The organism is Isoptericola sp. AK164 (assembly GCF_029643425.1).
GTDB lineage: Bacteria > Actinomycetota > Actinomycetes > Actinomycetales > Cellulomonadaceae > Isoptericola > Isoptericola haloaureus.
Map to the genome: position 1 here is coordinate 1,859,263 of NZ_CP119106.1, position 15,583 is coordinate 1,874,845.

The window sequence follows — 15,583 nt, forward strand, 5'->3', positions numbered from 1 at the left end:
GCTTGATGATTGCCGATCAAGACTCGGTGCTTGATAGATGCTTGTCTAGCGTGAGAGCTTGTGCGCCACGGCCTCGAGGGCCAGCCGGTAGGAGTCGAAGCCGAACCCCGCCACCGTGCCCGTCGCGATCCCGGCGACGACGGAGTAGTGCCGGAACGACTCCCGGGCGGCCGGGTTCGACAGGTGCACCTCCACCAGCAGCAGCGACGACGTCGTCACCTGGGCCGCCGCGTCGCGCAGCGCGTAGCTGTAGTGCGTGAAGGCCGCCGGGTTCAGCACCACGTGCGACCGCGTGTCCACCGCCTCGTGCAGCCACCGCACGAGCTCCGCCTCGTCGTCGGTCTGCCGCACCTCGACGTCCAGGCCCAACCGGGTCCCCCACCCGTCGGACTCGACGCGCAGGTCCGCCATCGACGCGTGGCCGTAGATCTCCGGCTCGCGGACGCCGAGCCGACCGAGGTTGGGGCCGTTGAGGATCATCACGTGCGGCGTGTCAGTCATGCCCCGAGCCTAGCCAGCGGGGGCGGCGCCGGCGGTGTCACCGTGCCGACCAGCCGCTCCACCGCGTCGGCACGAGCCGGACCACCGTGCCCTCGGGTCGCCGACGGCGGTACGGGGCGTACCGCTGCGCCAGCGCGTCGAGCGCCTCCTCGCGACCGGCGCCGTCCAGGCGCACGAGACCGTCGACCCGGACCCACCACAGCCGGTCCCAGTCGTCGTCGTAGCGGTCGACGAGCAGCGCCGCGCGCGGGTTGGCCCGCAGGTTGCGCAGCCGGCGCAGGTCGGTCGACCGCTTCGGCTTGTGGTCCACGGCGGTGACGACGTCGACCCGCTCGGGACCGGCGTCGAGGCCGGGCGCGAGCGCGAAGGTCACCGGCACCAGGTGCGGGACGTCCCCGGCCGACGTGGCCAGGACGGCGCGACGCTCCGCCGCGAACCGGCGCCGGCAGGTCTCGGTGTCCAGGGTCGGCACGGCTAGCCCGGTCGCCCGGCGTGCATCGCGTCGATCTCCTCGCGACGCAGCACCACGAGGCGCTCCACGACGTCGTCGGGCAGCGGATGCCCGGGACGGAACCCGACGGATCCCTTGGTGACCCGGAAGCCTTCCAGCCGGTCCGCGAGCGCCGCGACCACCGCCGGGCTGAACGGGTACACCCCGACGTGCCGGGCCGTGGCGACGACGCTGAGCAGCGGGCTGTCGCGGTACCGCAGGGCGGGCATGCCGTAGCTCCTGCCCTCGGTGGCCTCCGGGACCGTCCGGCGGGCACGGTCCAGGACGTCGGCGACCGCCTCCCGGTCCGGGCCGTCCAACGACTCCACGTACGCGCTGACCTCTCCCACCGCGTCCATGCTGGGCCGTGCCGGTCGTGCTCGCCAGCGCGGGCGGTCCCGTGGTCGCGGCTCAGCGCTCGGCGGGGTCGGTGACCACGAGCATGAGCACGAGCCCGGCCAGGAGCACGGCGACGATCGCCAGCGTGCCCCAGAGGGTGGCGCCGGTCAGGGCGATCACGGCGGTCCACAGCGCCGGGGTGAGGAAGGAGACGGCGCGCCCGGTGGTGGCGTACAGGCCGAACACCTCGGACTCGCGGCCCGCCGGGGTGACGCGTGCCAGGAAGGACCGGGAGGCGGACTGGGCCGGTCCGACGAACGCGGTCAGCGCCAGGCCGGCGACCCAGAACACGCCGGTGCCCAGGGGGTAGAGCGCCACGATGACGGTGCCGCACAGCACCAGGGCCGCCAGCGACCACAGGATGACGGTCCGCGGCCCGAGCCGGTCGTCGAACAGCCCGGCGACGATGGTGCTCACCCCGGCGATGAGGTTCGCGGCGATGCCGAAGACGATGACCTCGGTGTCGTCGAACCCGTAGGAGACGGCGGCGACGATCGCGCCGAACGTGAACACCCCGGCGAGCCCGTCGCGGTAGACGGCGCTGGCCAGCAGGAACCAGAAGGTGGTGCGGGCGTGCCGCCACAGGTCGACGACGTCGCGCCACAGCTCGACGTACCCGGCGAAGAACCCCACCCGCGGCCGGTCGGCGGCGGGCGCCTCCGGCACGCGGCGGAACAACGGCCAGGCGAAGGCCACGGCCCACAGGCCGCACCCGAGGGCGATGGCGCGGTAGCCCCAGCCGTCGGAGGTGTCCATGCCGAAGAAGTCGGCGCCGTCGGCCACGACGACCAGCACCAGCGCGACGATGCCGCCCACGTACCCCAGTCCCCAGCCGAGCCCGGAGACCCGACCGACCGTGTCGCGGGTGGAGACCTGGGTGAGCATGGCGTTGTAGTTCACCCCGGCGATCTCCCCCGCCACGCTGCCCAGCGACACCAGCGCGGCCCCGAGCGCGAAGTACGCCGGGTCGGCCCGCACGAAGCCGAGACCGAACATGGCCGCGACGAGCACCACGGTGCCGCCGGCGAGCCAGGCCTTGCGGCGCCCGGTGACGTCCGCGCGACGGCCGAGGACCGGGGCGAGCAGCGCGACCAGCACTCCCCCGACGGTGATCCAGGCGCCCAGCCCGCTGGACAGCGTGGCCAGGGCGCTGTCGCGGGCCGGGTCGTCGGCGGCCAGCGCCGCGGCGTCGGGCTCCAGGAAGGCGTCGCTGGTCAGGTACAGGGCCGTGAACACGAAGGTGACGATCACCGTGTTGAACGGCTGGGTCGCCCAGTCCCACAGCGCCCAGGCCACCACCCGGCGGCGGCGCTCGGTCGGGGGCAGCGCGGCGAACGCGGCCGAGGCGTCGTGGCCCGAGGGTGCCGCCGGTGTGGGGTCGCTCATGGTCGGTGAGTCTTCCGCATCGCGGTGAACACCGGGTAGCGCGCCACGCAGGCCCGGACGGCGCGGCCGCCGCGCGTCAGGCCGACCGGCGCGGCGGCGGGTCGCCCGCGAGCGCCCAGCGGATCGCCCGGGTGGCCACGTGCCCGCCGGCACGCACGAGGGCGGGTTCGCCGTGCAGCGGCCAGGGGGCGGGCGTCAGCTCCTGCGCCCAGCGCGGCATCGAGGCGTACGAGGCGGCACCGAGCAGGGTGTAGGGGGCGCGGGCGAGGCGCGGCAGGGGCGGCTCGGACAGCAGGAAGCGGGCGACGTCGCGGGAGGCGTCGGTGGCCTCGAGCTCGTCGCGGTACTCGCCGAGGGCGGCACGCAGCGCGGCGAGGGTGCGCGGCGGCCGCTCGGCGCCGAGCCGGTCGGCGACGGTCGCGGTCTGGGCGAGGTAGGCGTCGCAGCCGGCGCGGTCGAGGGGGCGGCGTCCGTAGCGCTGGTGGGCGGCGAGGAAACTGTCGACCTCGGCGACGTGCACCCAGCGCAGCAGCCACGGGTCGTCGGCGGCGTAGGGGCGGCCGTCGGGGGTGACGCCGCGGACGCGGGCGTGCACGGCGCGGACGACGTCGACGGCCTGCTGGGCGTCGTCGGCCGTGGCGAACGTGGTCTCGGCGAGGAAGGTGCTGGTGCGCCCGAGGCGTCCCCACGGGTCGCCGCGGTAGCCGGAGTGGTCGGCGACGGCGGCCATGGCCAGGGGGTGGAGGGACTGCAGCAGCAGGGCGCGGACCCCGCCGACGAACATCGAGGCGTCGCCGTGCACGCGGGCGACGGCGGAGTCGTCGGCGAACCAGCGTGGCCCGGGGCTGGTGTGGATGCGTTCGCGCGCGTCGCGGCCGGCGCTGCCGCCGGAGACCTGTTCGAACAGCAGGCGGCCGGCTCGGCGCTGGAGGCTGCGCAGGGGAGATCGCACGGCACCATTCTGCGTGCCCGCGGGCGATGCTCGGGTAGGTTGCCCGTGTGCGCGAGGACACCGTGGCGACGACCTGGCGGCGCGACGACCTGCTGGGCGCGCCGTTCGAGAGCACGGCGCTCGGCGCCGCGACGCTGGTGCGCTCGGCGTCCGCCCCGGCGCGTCCGCGGGCGGTGGTGCTGCACGTGCACGGCTACAACGACTACTTCTTCCAGGACCACCTCGCCCGCGCCATCGAGGAGCGCGGGCACGCCCTGGTGGCCGTGGACCTGCCGGGGGCGGGACGCTCGCTCGTCGAGGGCCGGGTCCCGCACTTCGTGACGGACCTGCGCGACCAGGGGCCCGCGCTGACGGCGGCGGTCGGCGCCGCGCGCGAGCTGGCCGGCGGCGCCCCGGTGGTGCTGCACGCCCACTCCACCGGCGGGCTGCTGGCCGCGCTGTGGGCGCACGCGCACCGCGGCCGCGGCGAGATCGACGCGCTGGCGCTGGACAGCCCGTTCCTGGACCTGCACGCCTCGTGGCTGCAGCGCACCCTGGGCACGTGGGTGCTCGACGCCGTCGGGCCGTGGTCGCCGACGGCGGTGCTGTCGGCGACGCCGTCGGTGTACGCCACCCACCAGCTCGCGGCGCACGGCGGCCGGTGGGAGTTCGACGTCCGGCTGAAGAAGCCTGGCGGCGAGCCGGTGCGGGCGGGCTGGCTGCGGGCGGTGCGCCGCGGTCAGGCCCGCGTGGCACGCGGGCTGGCGATCGACGTGCCGGTGCTCGTGGCCCGCTCGGACCGGTCGGGGCCGGACTCCGTGGCCAACCCGGACCTCGACGTCCAGGACACGGTCCTGGACGTCGCCCAGATCGCCCGGCTGGCCCCGCGGCTGGGCGACCGCGTCGACATGCTGACGGTGCCGGGCGGCGTGCACGACCTCCTGCTGTCCCGCGAGGAGCCCCGGCTGCGCTACCTCACCGGTCTGATGGGCTGGATGGACGACGTCGTGGCAGGGTCGGGGGCATGACCCGCAGCCACACCACGCACCCGTACTTCGATCCGCACCCCGGATCCCCCGGCCGGGGGGTCGTCGCGCTGGCGCACCGGGGCTTCTCCCACGAGCAGCAGAACCTCGAGAACTCGATGGCGGCGTTCGCCGCCGCCGTCGACCTCGGCTACGGCTACGTCGAGACCGACGCCCACGGCACCCGCGACGGCGTGGCGGTGGCCCTGCACGACTCGTCCCTCGACCGCACGACGGACAGCTCCGGCGAGGTCGCCGACCTGACCTGGCAGCAGGTCTCCCGGGCCCGGATCGGTGGCGAGGAGCCGGTCCCCCGGCTGGACGACCTGCTGGGCACCTGGCCGGACCTGCGCGTCAACATCGACGTCAAGGGCGACTCGAGCATCGAGCCCGTGGCCGAGGCGGTCGAACGCACCGCGAGCCACGAGCGGGTGTGCGTCACCTCGTTCTCCCCGGGCCGACGCCGGCGGACCCTGGCCAGGATGTCCCGGCCGGTGGCCACCAGCGCGGGCACGAGCGAGGTGCTCGGGTTCCTCGCGGGAGCCCGACTGCGCGTCCCCGGCCTGGTGCAGCGGGCGCTGCGCGACGTCGCCGCCCTCCAGGTGCCGCCCGCCCAGGGCGGCGTGACGGTCGTGGACGCCGCCACCGTCGCCGCGGCGCACCGGGCGGGCCGGCACGTGCACGTGTGGACGATCGACGAGCCGGACGAGATGCGCCGGCTGCTCGACCTCAACGTCGACGGGATCGTCACCGACCGTGCCGACCTGCTGCGCGACGTGCTGCGCGAGCGCGGCCTGTGGCCCTGACGACCGATACCGCCCGTTGTGGGCATGAAATTCGCAACCCCGAACGGGTTCGGGTTGCAGATTTCATGCCCACAACGAGCCGGCGGGCGGGTCAGGCGCCGAGCTGGACGGTGACCCCGGGGCTGCCCGACGGCGGCTCCTTGGAGATCTCCGCGTAGGCGGCGGCCAGCACGGTGGGGTCCGGGCCCTCGAGCCGCACCGGCTTGGCGACGTCGTCCAGGACGACGAAGCGCAGCAGGTCGCCGCGTGCCTTCTTGTCGCGGCGCATCGCGGCCAGCAGCTGGTCCCACCGGTCCCCGCGGTACGTGGTCGGCAGCCCGACGGCGGTGAGGATCTCCCGGTGGCGGTCCACGACGGCGTCGTCGAGCTTGCCGCCGAGGCGCCCCAGCTCGGCGGCGAAGACCATGCCCACGGCCACCGCCGCGCCGTGCCGCAGCTGGTAGCGCTCGACGAGCTCGACGGCGTGCCCGAGGGTGTGACCGTAGTTGAGGATCTCGCGCAGGCCCTGCTCGGTGAGGTCCTCGCCCACGACGCGCGCCTTGACGCGCACCGACCGCTCGATGAGCTCGGTCAGCACCGCCCAGGTCTCCTCGGTGGCGTCCGGGCCGGCCCACTCGCGGAGGGCCTCGGCGTGCTCCTCGACCAGCTCGAGGATGCGCTCGTCGGCGATGAAGCCCGTCTTGATCACCTCGGCCATGCCGGCCACGAGGTCCCATCGCTCCAGCGACTCCAGCGCCGCGAGGTCGCACAGCACCCCGGCCGGCGGGTGGAACGCGCCGACGAGGTTCTTGCCCTCGGCGGTGTTGATGCCGGTCTTGCCGCCGACGGCCGCGTCGACCATGGCCAGCAGCGTGGTGGGCACGTGCACGACCTTGATGCCGCGCAGCCAGGTGGCCGCGACGAACCCGGCCAGGTCCGTCGTCGCGCCGCCGCCGACGGCCACGATCGCGTCGGAGCGCGTGAAGTCCGCCTGGCCCATGACCTGCCAGCAGAACGCCGCGACCTGGGCGGTCTTCTGCTCCTCGGCGTCCGGCAGCTCGGCGGCGAAGGCCTCGTAGCCCTGGGCGGCCAGGTCCTCGCGCACGGTCTCGCCGGTGGCCTGCAGCGACGCCGGGTGCATCACCAGCACGCGGCGCACCCCCTCGCCGAGCAGCGTGGGGATCTCCCCGAGCAGGTGGCGGCCCACGACGACGTCGTAGGGCTGGGCGCCGGACACGGTCACGCGGACCGTCATGAGCGGACCTCCTGAAGGATCTCGTCGGCGACCTCGGCGGCGGTGCGGTCGTCGGACAGCACCGCCACGGTGGCCAGCCGTTCGTACGTGGGGCGGCGGGCCTGCATCAGCTCGGCCCACCGGGCGCGCGGGTTGCCGACCAGCAGCGGCCGGGAGCGGTTGAACCCGACGCGGGGCGCGGCCTGGGCCAGGGACACGTCGAGGAAGACGACCGTGCCGCCGTCAGCGGCGTACCCGGCCAGCGCGCTCTGGGTGTGGGTGTCCATGACGGCGCCGCCGCCGAGGGCGAGCACGCCGTCGTGGGTGGCCAGCGCCGTGGTGACGGCCTCGCGCTCCAGGTCGCGGAAGTGCGGCTCGCCGTCGTCGACGAAGATGTCGGCGACCGGCTTGCCCGCGGTCGCCTCGACGTCGGCGTCGGTGTCCCGGAACGCCAGGCCGAGGCGCTGCGCCAGCAGGGTGCCGACGGTGGTCTTGCCGCTGCCGGGCGGGCCCGTGAGCACCACCCGCGGTCGTGTCGCCGTCATCGCAGCAGCTCGGGGATCGACGCGAGGTAGGACTCGGCGTTGCGTCGCACCTCGGCCACCGAGTCGCCGCCGAACTTCTCCAGGACGACCTGCGCCAGCTCCAGGGCGACCATCGCCTCGGCGACGACGGCGGCCGGCGGCACCGCGCACACGTCTGAGCGCTGGTGGTGGGCGGTGACCTCCTCGCCGGTGGCGACGTCCACGGTCGCCAGGGCGCGCGGCACGGTGGAGATCGGCTTCATGGCGGCCGAGACCCGCAGCACCTCGCCGTTGGTCATGCCGCCCTCGATCCCGCCGGCCCGGTTGGAGCGGCGCACGATGCGGCCCTCGGCGTCCCGCGCGATCTCGTCGTGCGCGGCCGAGCCCCGGCGCTGCGCGGTGCGGAAGCCGTCGCCGACCCCGACGCCCTTGATCGCCTGGATACCCATGAGGGCACCGGCGAGGCGGGCGTCCAGCCGGCGGTCGGAGTGGGTGTACGTGCCCAGGCCGGTCGGCACGTCGTAGGCCAGCACCTCCACGACCCCGCCGAGGGTGTCGCCGTCCTTGCGGCAGGCGTCGATCTCGGCCACCATCGCCTCGCTGGTGGGCCCGTGGAAGCACCGCACCGGGTCCGCGTCCAGCGCGGCGACGTCGTCGGGCGTGGGCAGGTCGGCGTCCTCGGGGACCTCGACCGGGCCGATCGCGGTGACGTGGCTGACCAGCCGGATGCCGAGCGCCTGCTCGAGGAACTTCGCCGCGGCGGTGCCGAGCGCCACGCGCGTGGCGGTCTCGCGGGCGCTGGCCCGCTCCAGGACCGGCCGGGCGTCGTCGAAGCCGTACTTGCGCATGCCCACCAGGTCCGCGTGCCCGGGACGGGGCCGCGTCAACGGGCGGTTGCGGGCGATCTCGCGCTCGTCGCCGGTGCCGGCGTCGCGCAGCAGAGCCTCCCGGGGCACCGGGTCGGCGGACATCACGTCGACCCACTTGGGCCACTCGGTGTTCGCGATCTCGATCGACAGCGGACCGCCCTGGGTCACACCGTGGCGCAGCCCGCCCAGGACGCGGACCGCGTCCTTCTCGAACTTCATCCGGGCGCCGCGGCCGTAGCCGAGACGACGCCGGGCCAGGGCGTCCTGGATGTCCGAGGTGACGATCTCCACCCCGGCGGGCAGGCCCTCCATGAGGCCCACCAGGGCCTGACCGTGCGACTCTCCCGAGGTCAACCAGCGCAGCATGGTCGCGATTCTGTCACGCCTGCCCGGCCTCCGGCGCCGACGGTCGGATGGCGGACGTCACGCGCCGCGGCCCGCGCCGACGGGTGCTCAGGCCGCCTCGGCGCCGAGGGCCTGCTGCAGCGCCGCGTCCATGGCGTCCACCGGTCCGGGTCGGCCGGTCATCAGGCGCACCTGCTCCACGGCCTGGTGCAGCAGCATCCGCTCGCCGCCGACGACGGTGCCGCCGGCCGCGGCCCAGGCCTGGGACAGCGCGGTGGGCCGCGGGTCGTAGACGGCGTCGAGCAGCACCCCGCCGGCGCGCACGCCCTGGGAGCGCAGCGACGCGGCCACGGGGTCGGCGGCGTAGGCCGGCATGGTCGAGACCACCACGTCCGCTCCGGCGAGCACCTCGGGGGCCGTGCCGGCGTCGAGCACCTCGTAGCGGGGCGTGACGCCCATGCGCGCGGCCGCCTCCTGCAGCGTGGCCGTGCGGGCCAGGTTGCGCGCGAGCACGCGCGGCGCGGTGCAGCCGAGCTCGCCGAGGGCGGCCAGCGTCGAGGCGGCCGTCGCTCCCCCGCCGAGCACGACGGCGCGCCGCACCGGGGCCGCCAGGGTGCCGTGGCGCTCGGCGAGGCCCTCGCGGATCGCCTGGACCAGTCCGTGCACGTCGGTGTTGGTGCCCGTCAGGCTCACCCCGCACTGCGCGGGCGACACGAGCACCGTGTTCACGGCACCGACGGCGCGGGCCAGCGGGTCGACGTGGTCGACCAGCTCCATGACCGCGTGCTTGAGCGGCATCGTCACGCTCAGGCCCGCCCAGGAGAGGTCCAGGCCGCGCACGAGGTCGGGCAGCTGCTCGACGGTGGTGTCGATCGCCGTGTACCGCCACCCGTCCAGGCCGAGCGCCTCGTAGGCGGCGCCGTGCAGGGTGGGCGAGAGCGAGTGCGCGACCGGGTGCCCCAGGACGGCCGCGCGACGGGTCGCGGGCATCAGTAGCCGTTCTCCTCCTGCCAGGCACGCAGCTCGGCGACGTTCTGCTGGTGCTCGTCGAACGTCTCGGCGAACTTGGTCTCGCCGGTGTCGAGGTTCACCGTCGTCCAGAAGATCCAGTCGCCGTCTGCGGGGTCGACGACCGCCTCGACCGAGGCCGCTCCCGGGTTGGCGATGGGCCCCGGCGGCAGGCCGGCGTGCTGGTAGGTGTTGTAGGGGTTGCTCGGGTCGTTGGTGTCGTCCCGCGTCAGCTCCGTGCCGGGGATCCCCAGCCCGTAGGCCACGGCGGCGTCGATCTGCAGGCGCTGGTCGACGTCGAGCCGGTTCTCGATGGCCCGGGCCATCCTCGGCCGGTCCTCGGCCGCCCGCGCCTCGCGCTCGACCAGGGACGCCTTGATCAGGACGTCCTGACGGTCGCCGTTGTCCACGCCGAGCGAGTCGAGCTCGGCCTTGGTCTGGTCGATCATCGTCGACAGCAGGTCCTCGGCCGTGTCGCCGGGCTGGACCGCGTAGGTCTTCGGGAACAGCCAGCCCTCGGCGTCGCCGTCGGCCTGGCCCGGCAGCCCGATCTTCTTCGGGGTGCCCAGCGCGGCCTCCATCTCGTCCCGCGTGATCGGCGTGACCGAGGCGACCTTGTCGATGATCTGCTCGACCGTGTACCCCTCCGGGATGGTCACGTTGGTCTCGACCTTCTCGTTCGCGACCAGCGACTGCACCGCGTCCGCGGCGCTCATCTGGGTGTACAGCTCGTAGGTGCCGGGCTGGATGCCCGAGGCGCCCGGCGTGGACTCGAAGGCCTGGTTGAAGGCGCCCACGCTCGCCACGACGTCGGCCTCCTCGAGGACCGACCCCATCATCGACCCGGTCGCGCCCTCGGGGATCTCGATCTGCACGGGCTCCACCCCCGGCCCGGCGTAGTCCTCGGGCGCGGAGTCGAAGAGCTCGAATCCGGACAGCATGCCGCCGACCCGGTCGATCAGCAGGTAGCCGCCGACGCCGAGCACGCCGAGCAGCACGACGAGGATGATCGCGGTGCGGCGCTGGCGCTGCCGTCGGCGCTTGCGCGCGGCCCGCTTGCTCGCCGCCGAGCGCGCCCGCGACGTCGACGGCGGCGGTGCCTGCCGCTGGGCGGTGGTGGGCTCGAAGAGTTCCGTCACGCCGGAATCATCCTTCTCCAGAAGCGGTCACTGGTCATGATGCCACGCTCGCTCGACGAGTTCGCCGACCCGGTCCCCCGCGGCCCGTTCCGCCTCGAGAGCGTGTTGCAGAATGATAACGGCTGCAGCCTGGTCGATGACAGGCCGGTGCTTCGCCGTCTTCCTGCCCGCCGAGCGGAGCTGGGCGTGGGCCGTCACCGTCGTCATCCGTTCGTCGACGAGCCGGACCGGCACCGGGGCGACCCGGGCGGCCAGGCGGTCCGCGAACGCCCGGGCGTCCGCGGTCGCGGCGCCCTCGTGCCCCGACAGGTGGCGCGGCAGGCCGACGTAGACGACCGCCGCGAGCCGGTCGTCGACCTCGGCGGCGATCCGCGCGACGTCGGCCGTCACCGCGGGTGCCCCGCCGTCGTCCGTGGGGACGGCGAGCACCCGCGGCACCGTCTCGACGGGCGTGGCGACCAGCCCGTCCGGGTCGGACCCGGCCAGCCCGATGCGGGCCTTGCCGACGTCCACGCCGAGGCGGGCGCCCCGAGGAAGGGCCTCAGGCACCGGCGGCCTCACGCACCTGGGTGCGCACGCCCTCGAGCGCGGCCGCCACGGCCGCGACGTCCGACCCGCCACCCTGGGCGAGGTCCGGCTTGCCGCCGCCCCCGCCACCGAGGGTCCGGGCCGCCGCCTTGACGAAGTCGCCGGCCCGCAGACCGGCGTCCCGGGCGGCGGAGTTCGTGGCGACGACGACGAGCGGACGGCCGTTCGCCGCACCGGCGACGGCCACGACCGCGGCGTCGCCCTCGCCCATCCGGCCCCGCACGTCGAGCGCGAGGGTGCGCAGGTCGTCGGCCGAGCCGACCTCGCCGGCGTCGTGCGCCACGACCCGCACGTCGCCCTCGCGGGGCGCCTCGGCGGCGAGCGTGGCGGCCTGGGCCAGCAGCTGGCCCTGCCGCAGGGTCGCGAGCTCCTTCTCGGTCTCCCGCAGGCGGCTCATGAGCGAGCCGACGCGGTCCGTGAGCTCCTCGGGACGCGCGTTGAGCATGCCGGTGAGCTGACCGACCAGCGCGTGCTCCTTGGCGTGGAAGCCGTAGGCGCCGGCGCCGACCAGCGCGTCCACGCGGCGCACCCCGGAACCGATGGAGGACTCGCCGAGCAGCGCCACCCGACCGACCTCGCCGGTCGCGCCGACGTGCGTGCCGCCGCACAGCTCGCGCGACCACTCCCCACCGATGGAGACGACCCGGACGTTCTCGCCGTACTTCTCGCCGAAGAGCGCCATCGCGCCCAGCTCCTTGGCCTTCGACAGCGACATGACCGCGTCGGTGACCTCGAGGTTCTCGGTGAGCCGCTCGTTGACCCGCTCCTCGATCTCGCTGAGCTGGGCGGCCGAGACGGCCGTGGGCGAACGGAAGTCGAACCGCACCCGGCTCGGCGCGTTCTCCGACCCGGCCTGGGTGCGGTCCTCGCCGACCATCTCGTGCAGCGCCTTGTGGATCATGTGCGTCGCCGAGTGCGCTCGGCTGATCGCCACCCGCCGGCCGGAGTCGATCGCAGCCGTGCCCGGGTCCCCGAGCGCCACCGTGCCCTCGGTGAGACGACCGCGGTGCACGGACAGCCCCGCCACCGGGCGCTGGACGTCGTCGACCTCGATCGTGGCGCCGGAGTCGAGGGTGATGGTGCCCTGGTCGGCGAGCTGGCCGCCGGCCTCGGCGTAGAACGGCGTGCGGTCCAGGACCACCTCGACGTCGGCCGGGGCGGTGGCCGCCGGGGCCGGCGCGCCGTCGACGAGCAGGCCCTCGACGTGCACCGAGGCCTGGTGGTCGCCGTACCCGAGGAACTCCACCGGCGCCGTGAGCTGCTGGGCCAGCGTCTCGTAGGCGCGCAGGTCCCCGTGCCCGGTCTTCTTCGCCAGCGCGTCGGCCCGGGCCCGCTGCTTCTGCTCGGCCATGAGGTCGCGGAAGGCCTTCTCGTCGACCTGGACGCCCTGCTCGGCGGCCATCTCGAGGGTGAGGTCGATCGGGAAGCCGTAGGTGTCGTGCAGCTGGAAGGCCTCGTCGCCGCCGAGGACCACCGGCCCGCCGTCGGAGCTCTTCTTCGCCCGCTGCACCGCCGTGTCCAGGATCGTGGTCCCGGAGGCGAGCGTGCGGCGGAAGGCGTCCTCCTCGCCGTAGGCGACGTCGGCGATGCGGCCGAAGTCCGTCTCCAGCTCCGGGTACGACGCCTTCATGGCTTCCTTGGACACCGGCAGCAGCGCCGGCAGGGCGACCTCGTCCACGCCGAGGAGCCGCACGGCGCGCACGGCGCGGCGGATCAGGCGGCGCAGCACGTAGCCGCGCCCCTCGTTGGCCGGGCGGACGCCGTCCCCGATGACCATCAGGGCCGAGCGCACGTGGTCGGCGACGACGCGCATGCGCACGTCGTCCTCGAGGTTCGCGCCGTAGCGCTTCCCGGTCATCTCCTCCACGGTGGCGATGACGGGGTACACCTCGTCGATCTCGTAGAGGTTCTCCTTGCCCTGGAGCAGGTAGGCGATCCGCTCGAGGCCGGCCCCGGTGTCGATGCTCTTGTGGTCCAGCTCGCCGAGCAGCGGGTAGTTCTTGCCCTGGCCCTCGCCGCGGACGAACTCGTCGAAGACGAGGTTCCAGATCTCCAGGTAGCGGTCGCCGCCGGGGTCCACGGTGCCGCCCTCGGCCTCGGGTCCGTAGGCCGGGCCGCGGTCGTAGTGCCACTCCGCGCAGGGGCCCGCGGGGCCGGGCTGACCCGTGTCCCAGAAGTTCTCCTCGCGCGGCAGCCGCACGACGTGCTTCGGGTCGAGGCCGATGCCGTTCGTCAGCGCGTCGAAGGCCTCGGTGTCCTGCTCCCAGATGGTGACCCAGAGGCGGTCGCCGTCGAAGCCGTAACCGCCGGCGGACTGCTCGGACGTCAGCAGCTCCCACGCGAAGTCGATGGCCTCGCGCTTGAAGTAGTCGCCGAACGAGAAGTTGCCGTTCATCTGGAAGAACGTGCCGTGCCGGGTGGTGCGGCCGACGTTCTCGATGTCGTTGGTGCGGATGCACTTCTGCACGCTGGCGGCGCGCGGCCAGGGCGCGGCCTCGGTGCCCAGGATGTACGGGATGAACGGCACCATGCCGGCGATCGTGAACAGGATCGACGGGTCCGGCGAGACCAGCGGGACGCTCGGGACGATCTCGTGGTCCTTCGAGCGGAAGTAGTCCAGCCAACGCTGGCGGATGTCGGCGGTGCGCATGGTGTCCTTCGTCAGTGTCGTTGCCTGGTGGCCCTGGGGCCATTGTCCCGCGCCGGGCAGGTGCCGGCGGCGGGCTCAGAACGAGTAGCCCAGCTCGTCCTCGTCGGCGCGGGTGGCGGCCTCCGGGTCGACGGCGGCGTGCCGGCCGCGGCGGGTCCGCTCGACGTCGTCCGGGTGCGGCTGGCCCTCGGCGAGCAGCGCGGCGACCAGCTCGTCCTCGCGCGAGGCGCGGGCGGCGGCGAACTCGCTCCGGAACGTGGTCAGGAAGGTCTCGGCGCGCCGGGAGACGTCACGGCCCAGGTCCCCCGCGCGCTCGGCGACGGCCTCCGGGGTGTACCGCGCGACCAGCCGGCGCCCCCGCTGGATGACCACGACGGTGATCGTCACCCCGACACCGACCCAGAACAGCCGACGGGTCACCGGGACGCACCGCCCTCGGGCGAGGAGGAGCGGCGCCAGGCCTTGCTCAGGCCCTGGCGGACCCCGTAGGAGAACGCGGCGACCTTCACCAGGGGGCGACCCAGGGTCGAGGCGTACAGCCCCGAGAGGGCGGAGACGTTCTCGCTGACCTGGGCCGCGGCGGTGGTGATGGTGTCGACCTTGACGAGCTGGTCGTTCGTCGAGGACACCGTGGTCGCGGCCTCGTCGAGGATCGGCACGGAGTGCTCCGTGAGCTCACGGATGCTGCGCGAGGTCTCGTCGAGCGTGCGCCCGAGCTTGACCAGCGGCACGGCCAGCAGGCCGACCAGCAGCACGAATGCGACGGCGGCGATCAGTCCCGCCACGTCCCCCACGGACATCTCTCATCTCCTCGGTCGGGTGCGACGCCACCCTATCCAAACGACGACGCCCCGTCCCCGATCGGGGACGGGGCGTCGTGCCTGCTGAGCGCGGTGGCGCAGATCAGCGGGCGTAGTACTCGACGACCAGCTGGACGTCGCAGGTCACGGGGACCTCGGCGCGCTTGGGGTCGCGGGTCAGCGTGGCCGACAGCTTCTCCAGGTTGACGTCCAGGTAGCCCGGGACCTCGGGCAGCACGTCGCGGTGGGCACCGGCGGCGGCGACCTGGAACGGCGTCGTGGTCTGCGACTTCGGCTTGATCTGCAGGGTCTGGCCGGCCTTGACGCGGAACGACGGGCGGTCGACGATCTTGCCGTCCACCATGACGTGGCGGTGCGTGACGGCCTGGCGGGCCTGCAGGATCGTGCGGGCGAAGCCGGCGCGCAGGACCAGCGCGTCGATGCGCGTCTCCAGGTCCTCGACCATGACCTCACCGGTCAGGCCCGGGTGCTTGCGGGCGTTCTCGTAGACCTTGAGGAGCTGCTTCTCGCGCAGCGCGTACTGGGCGCGCAGACGCTGCTTCTCGCGCAGACGCACCGCGTAGTCGGACTCGGTGCGGCGGCGGGCGCGGCCGTGCTCACCCGGGGGGTACGGACGCTTCTCGAAGTGGCGGACGGCCTTCGGGGTGAGGGCCAGACCGAGCTTGCGGCTCAGGCGCACCTGGCGGCGCGACTTGCGGACTGCAGTCACAGTGGTTCTTCCTGTCCTGTCGTGGATGCTGAGGTCACACCCGAGGCGCACGGGTCCGGGGACCGGTTCGTCGGGTGCGGGACCAGCCGACGGAGCCCTCCGGAGCATCGGACCGATGCCGTGGTGAGGGTCTCGCAGGGCCGAGGTCCCAGGTGGTCGCCGCGAGGGCAACCCCACCA

General features: G+C 74.2%; 17 protein-coding genes. 2 read left to right on the plus strand and 15 right to left on the minus strand.

From position 1 onward, the window contains the following. Positions 1-45 precede the first annotated feature (45 nt). The 5 genes from PO879_RS08600 to PO879_RS08620 all read right to left on the minus strand — a co-directional run bounded on the left by PO879_RS08600 (position 46) and on the right by PO879_RS08620 (position 3,728). Complete coding sequence (locus tag PO879_RS08600) at positions 46-501, minus strand: type II 3-dehydroquinate dehydratase (RefSeq protein ID WP_278234501.1); 456 nt, start codon at positions 499-501, stop codon at positions 46-48. Positions 502-538: 37 nt separating this feature from the next. After that, positions 539-973 carry a TIGR03668 family PPOX class F420-dependent oxidoreductase gene (locus tag PO879_RS08605; protein WP_278234502.1) on the minus strand — a complete coding sequence of 145 codons (435 nt, stop codon included), beginning with the start codon at positions 971-973 and terminating at the stop codon, positions 539-541. Positions 974-975: 2 nt separating this feature from the next. After that, entirely contained in the window at positions 976-1,350 is a 375-nt protein-coding gene (locus tag PO879_RS08610) for a DUF1801 domain-containing protein (protein WP_278234503.1), read from the minus strand. Positions 1,351-1,402: 52 nt separating this feature from the next. Continuing rightward, positions 1,403-2,776 carry an MFS transporter gene (locus tag PO879_RS08615; RefSeq protein WP_278234504.1) on the minus strand — a complete coding sequence of 458 codons (1,374 nt, stop codon included), beginning with the start codon at positions 2,774-2,776 and terminating at the stop codon, positions 1,403-1,405. Between the two features lie 76 nt (positions 2,777-2,852). After that, a complete protein-coding gene (locus PO879_RS08620; RefSeq protein ID WP_278234505.1) occupies positions 2,853-3,728 on the minus strand; it encodes an oxygenase MpaB family protein in 876 nt (291 codons plus the stop codon). A 47-nt stretch (positions 3,729-3,775) separates the two neighbouring features. Here PO879_RS08620 and PO879_RS08625 point away from each other — a divergent pair, with 47 nt between their 5' ends. Both PO879_RS08625 and PO879_RS08630 read left to right on the plus strand, forming a co-directional pair. After that, complete coding sequence (locus tag PO879_RS08625; protein ID WP_278234506.1) at positions 3,776-4,735, plus strand: alpha/beta hydrolase; 960 nt, start codon at positions 3,776-3,778, stop codon at positions 4,733-4,735. Continuing rightward, positions 4,732-5,538 carry a glycerophosphodiester phosphodiesterase family protein gene (locus PO879_RS08630; protein ID WP_278234507.1) on the plus strand — a complete coding sequence of 269 codons (807 nt, stop codon included), beginning with the start codon at positions 4,732-4,734 and terminating at the stop codon, positions 5,536-5,538. Before PO879_RS08625 ends, PO879_RS08630 begins: the two co-directional genes overlap by 4 nt. A 91-nt stretch (positions 5,539-5,629) precedes the next feature. Here the strand turns inward: PO879_RS08630 and aroB are convergent, their stop codons facing one another. The 10 genes from aroB to rpsD all read right to left on the minus strand — a co-directional run bounded on the left by aroB (position 5,630) and on the right by rpsD (position 15,404). Continuing rightward, positions 5,630-6,772, minus strand: a complete 1,143-nt coding sequence (gene aroB, locus PO879_RS08635; protein ID WP_278234508.1) for a 3-dehydroquinate synthase — start codon at positions 6,770-6,772, stop codon at positions 5,630-5,632. Next, complete coding sequence (locus PO879_RS08640) at positions 6,769-7,296, minus strand: shikimate kinase (RefSeq protein ID WP_278234509.1); 528 nt, start codon at positions 7,294-7,296, stop codon at positions 6,769-6,771. The genes aroB and PO879_RS08640 overlap by 4 nt, the downstream gene beginning before the upstream one ends. Next, entirely contained in the window at positions 7,293-8,510 is a 1,218-nt protein-coding gene (gene aroC / locus PO879_RS08645) for a chorismate synthase (RefSeq protein ID WP_278234510.1), read from the minus strand. The genes PO879_RS08640 and aroC overlap by 4 nt, the downstream gene beginning before the upstream one ends. Before the next feature lie 87 nt (positions 8,511-8,597). Continuing rightward, positions 8,598-9,479, minus strand: a complete 882-nt coding sequence (locus PO879_RS08650; protein WP_278234511.1) for a shikimate dehydrogenase — start codon at positions 9,477-9,479, stop codon at positions 8,598-8,600. Further along, positions 9,479-10,636 (minus strand): endolytic transglycosylase MltG, encoded by a 1,158-nt coding sequence (mltG, locus tag PO879_RS08655; protein ID WP_278234512.1) that lies wholly within the window; start codon positions 10,634-10,636, stop codon positions 9,479-9,481. The genes PO879_RS08650 and mltG overlap by 1 nt, the downstream gene beginning before the upstream one ends. Positions 10,637-10,663: 27 nt before the next feature. Beyond that, a complete protein-coding gene (gene ruvX / locus PO879_RS08660) occupies positions 10,664-11,185 on the minus strand; it encodes a Holliday junction resolvase RuvX (RefSeq protein ID WP_278234513.1) in 522 nt (173 codons plus the stop codon). Further along, entirely contained in the window at positions 11,178-13,874 is a 2,697-nt protein-coding gene (alaS, locus tag PO879_RS08665; RefSeq protein ID WP_278234514.1) for an alanine--tRNA ligase, read from the minus strand. Before alaS ends, ruvX begins: the two co-directional genes overlap by 8 nt. A gap of 75 nt (positions 13,875-13,949) precedes the next feature. Then, a complete protein-coding gene (locus tag PO879_RS08670; RefSeq protein WP_278234515.1) occupies positions 13,950-14,294 on the minus strand; it encodes a hypothetical protein in 345 nt (114 codons plus the stop codon). After that, positions 14,291-14,674 (minus strand): DUF948 domain-containing protein, encoded by a 384-nt coding sequence (locus tag PO879_RS08675; RefSeq protein ID WP_278234516.1) that lies wholly within the window; start codon positions 14,672-14,674, stop codon positions 14,291-14,293. Before PO879_RS08675 ends, PO879_RS08670 begins: the two co-directional genes overlap by 4 nt. A gap of 103 nt (positions 14,675-14,777) precedes the next feature. Beyond that, positions 14,778-15,404, minus strand: coding sequence for a 30S ribosomal protein S4 (gene rpsD, locus PO879_RS08680; RefSeq protein ID WP_278234517.1), 627 nt, complete (start codon positions 15,402-15,404; stop codon positions 14,778-14,780). Positions 15,405-15,583 lie beyond the last annotated feature (179 nt).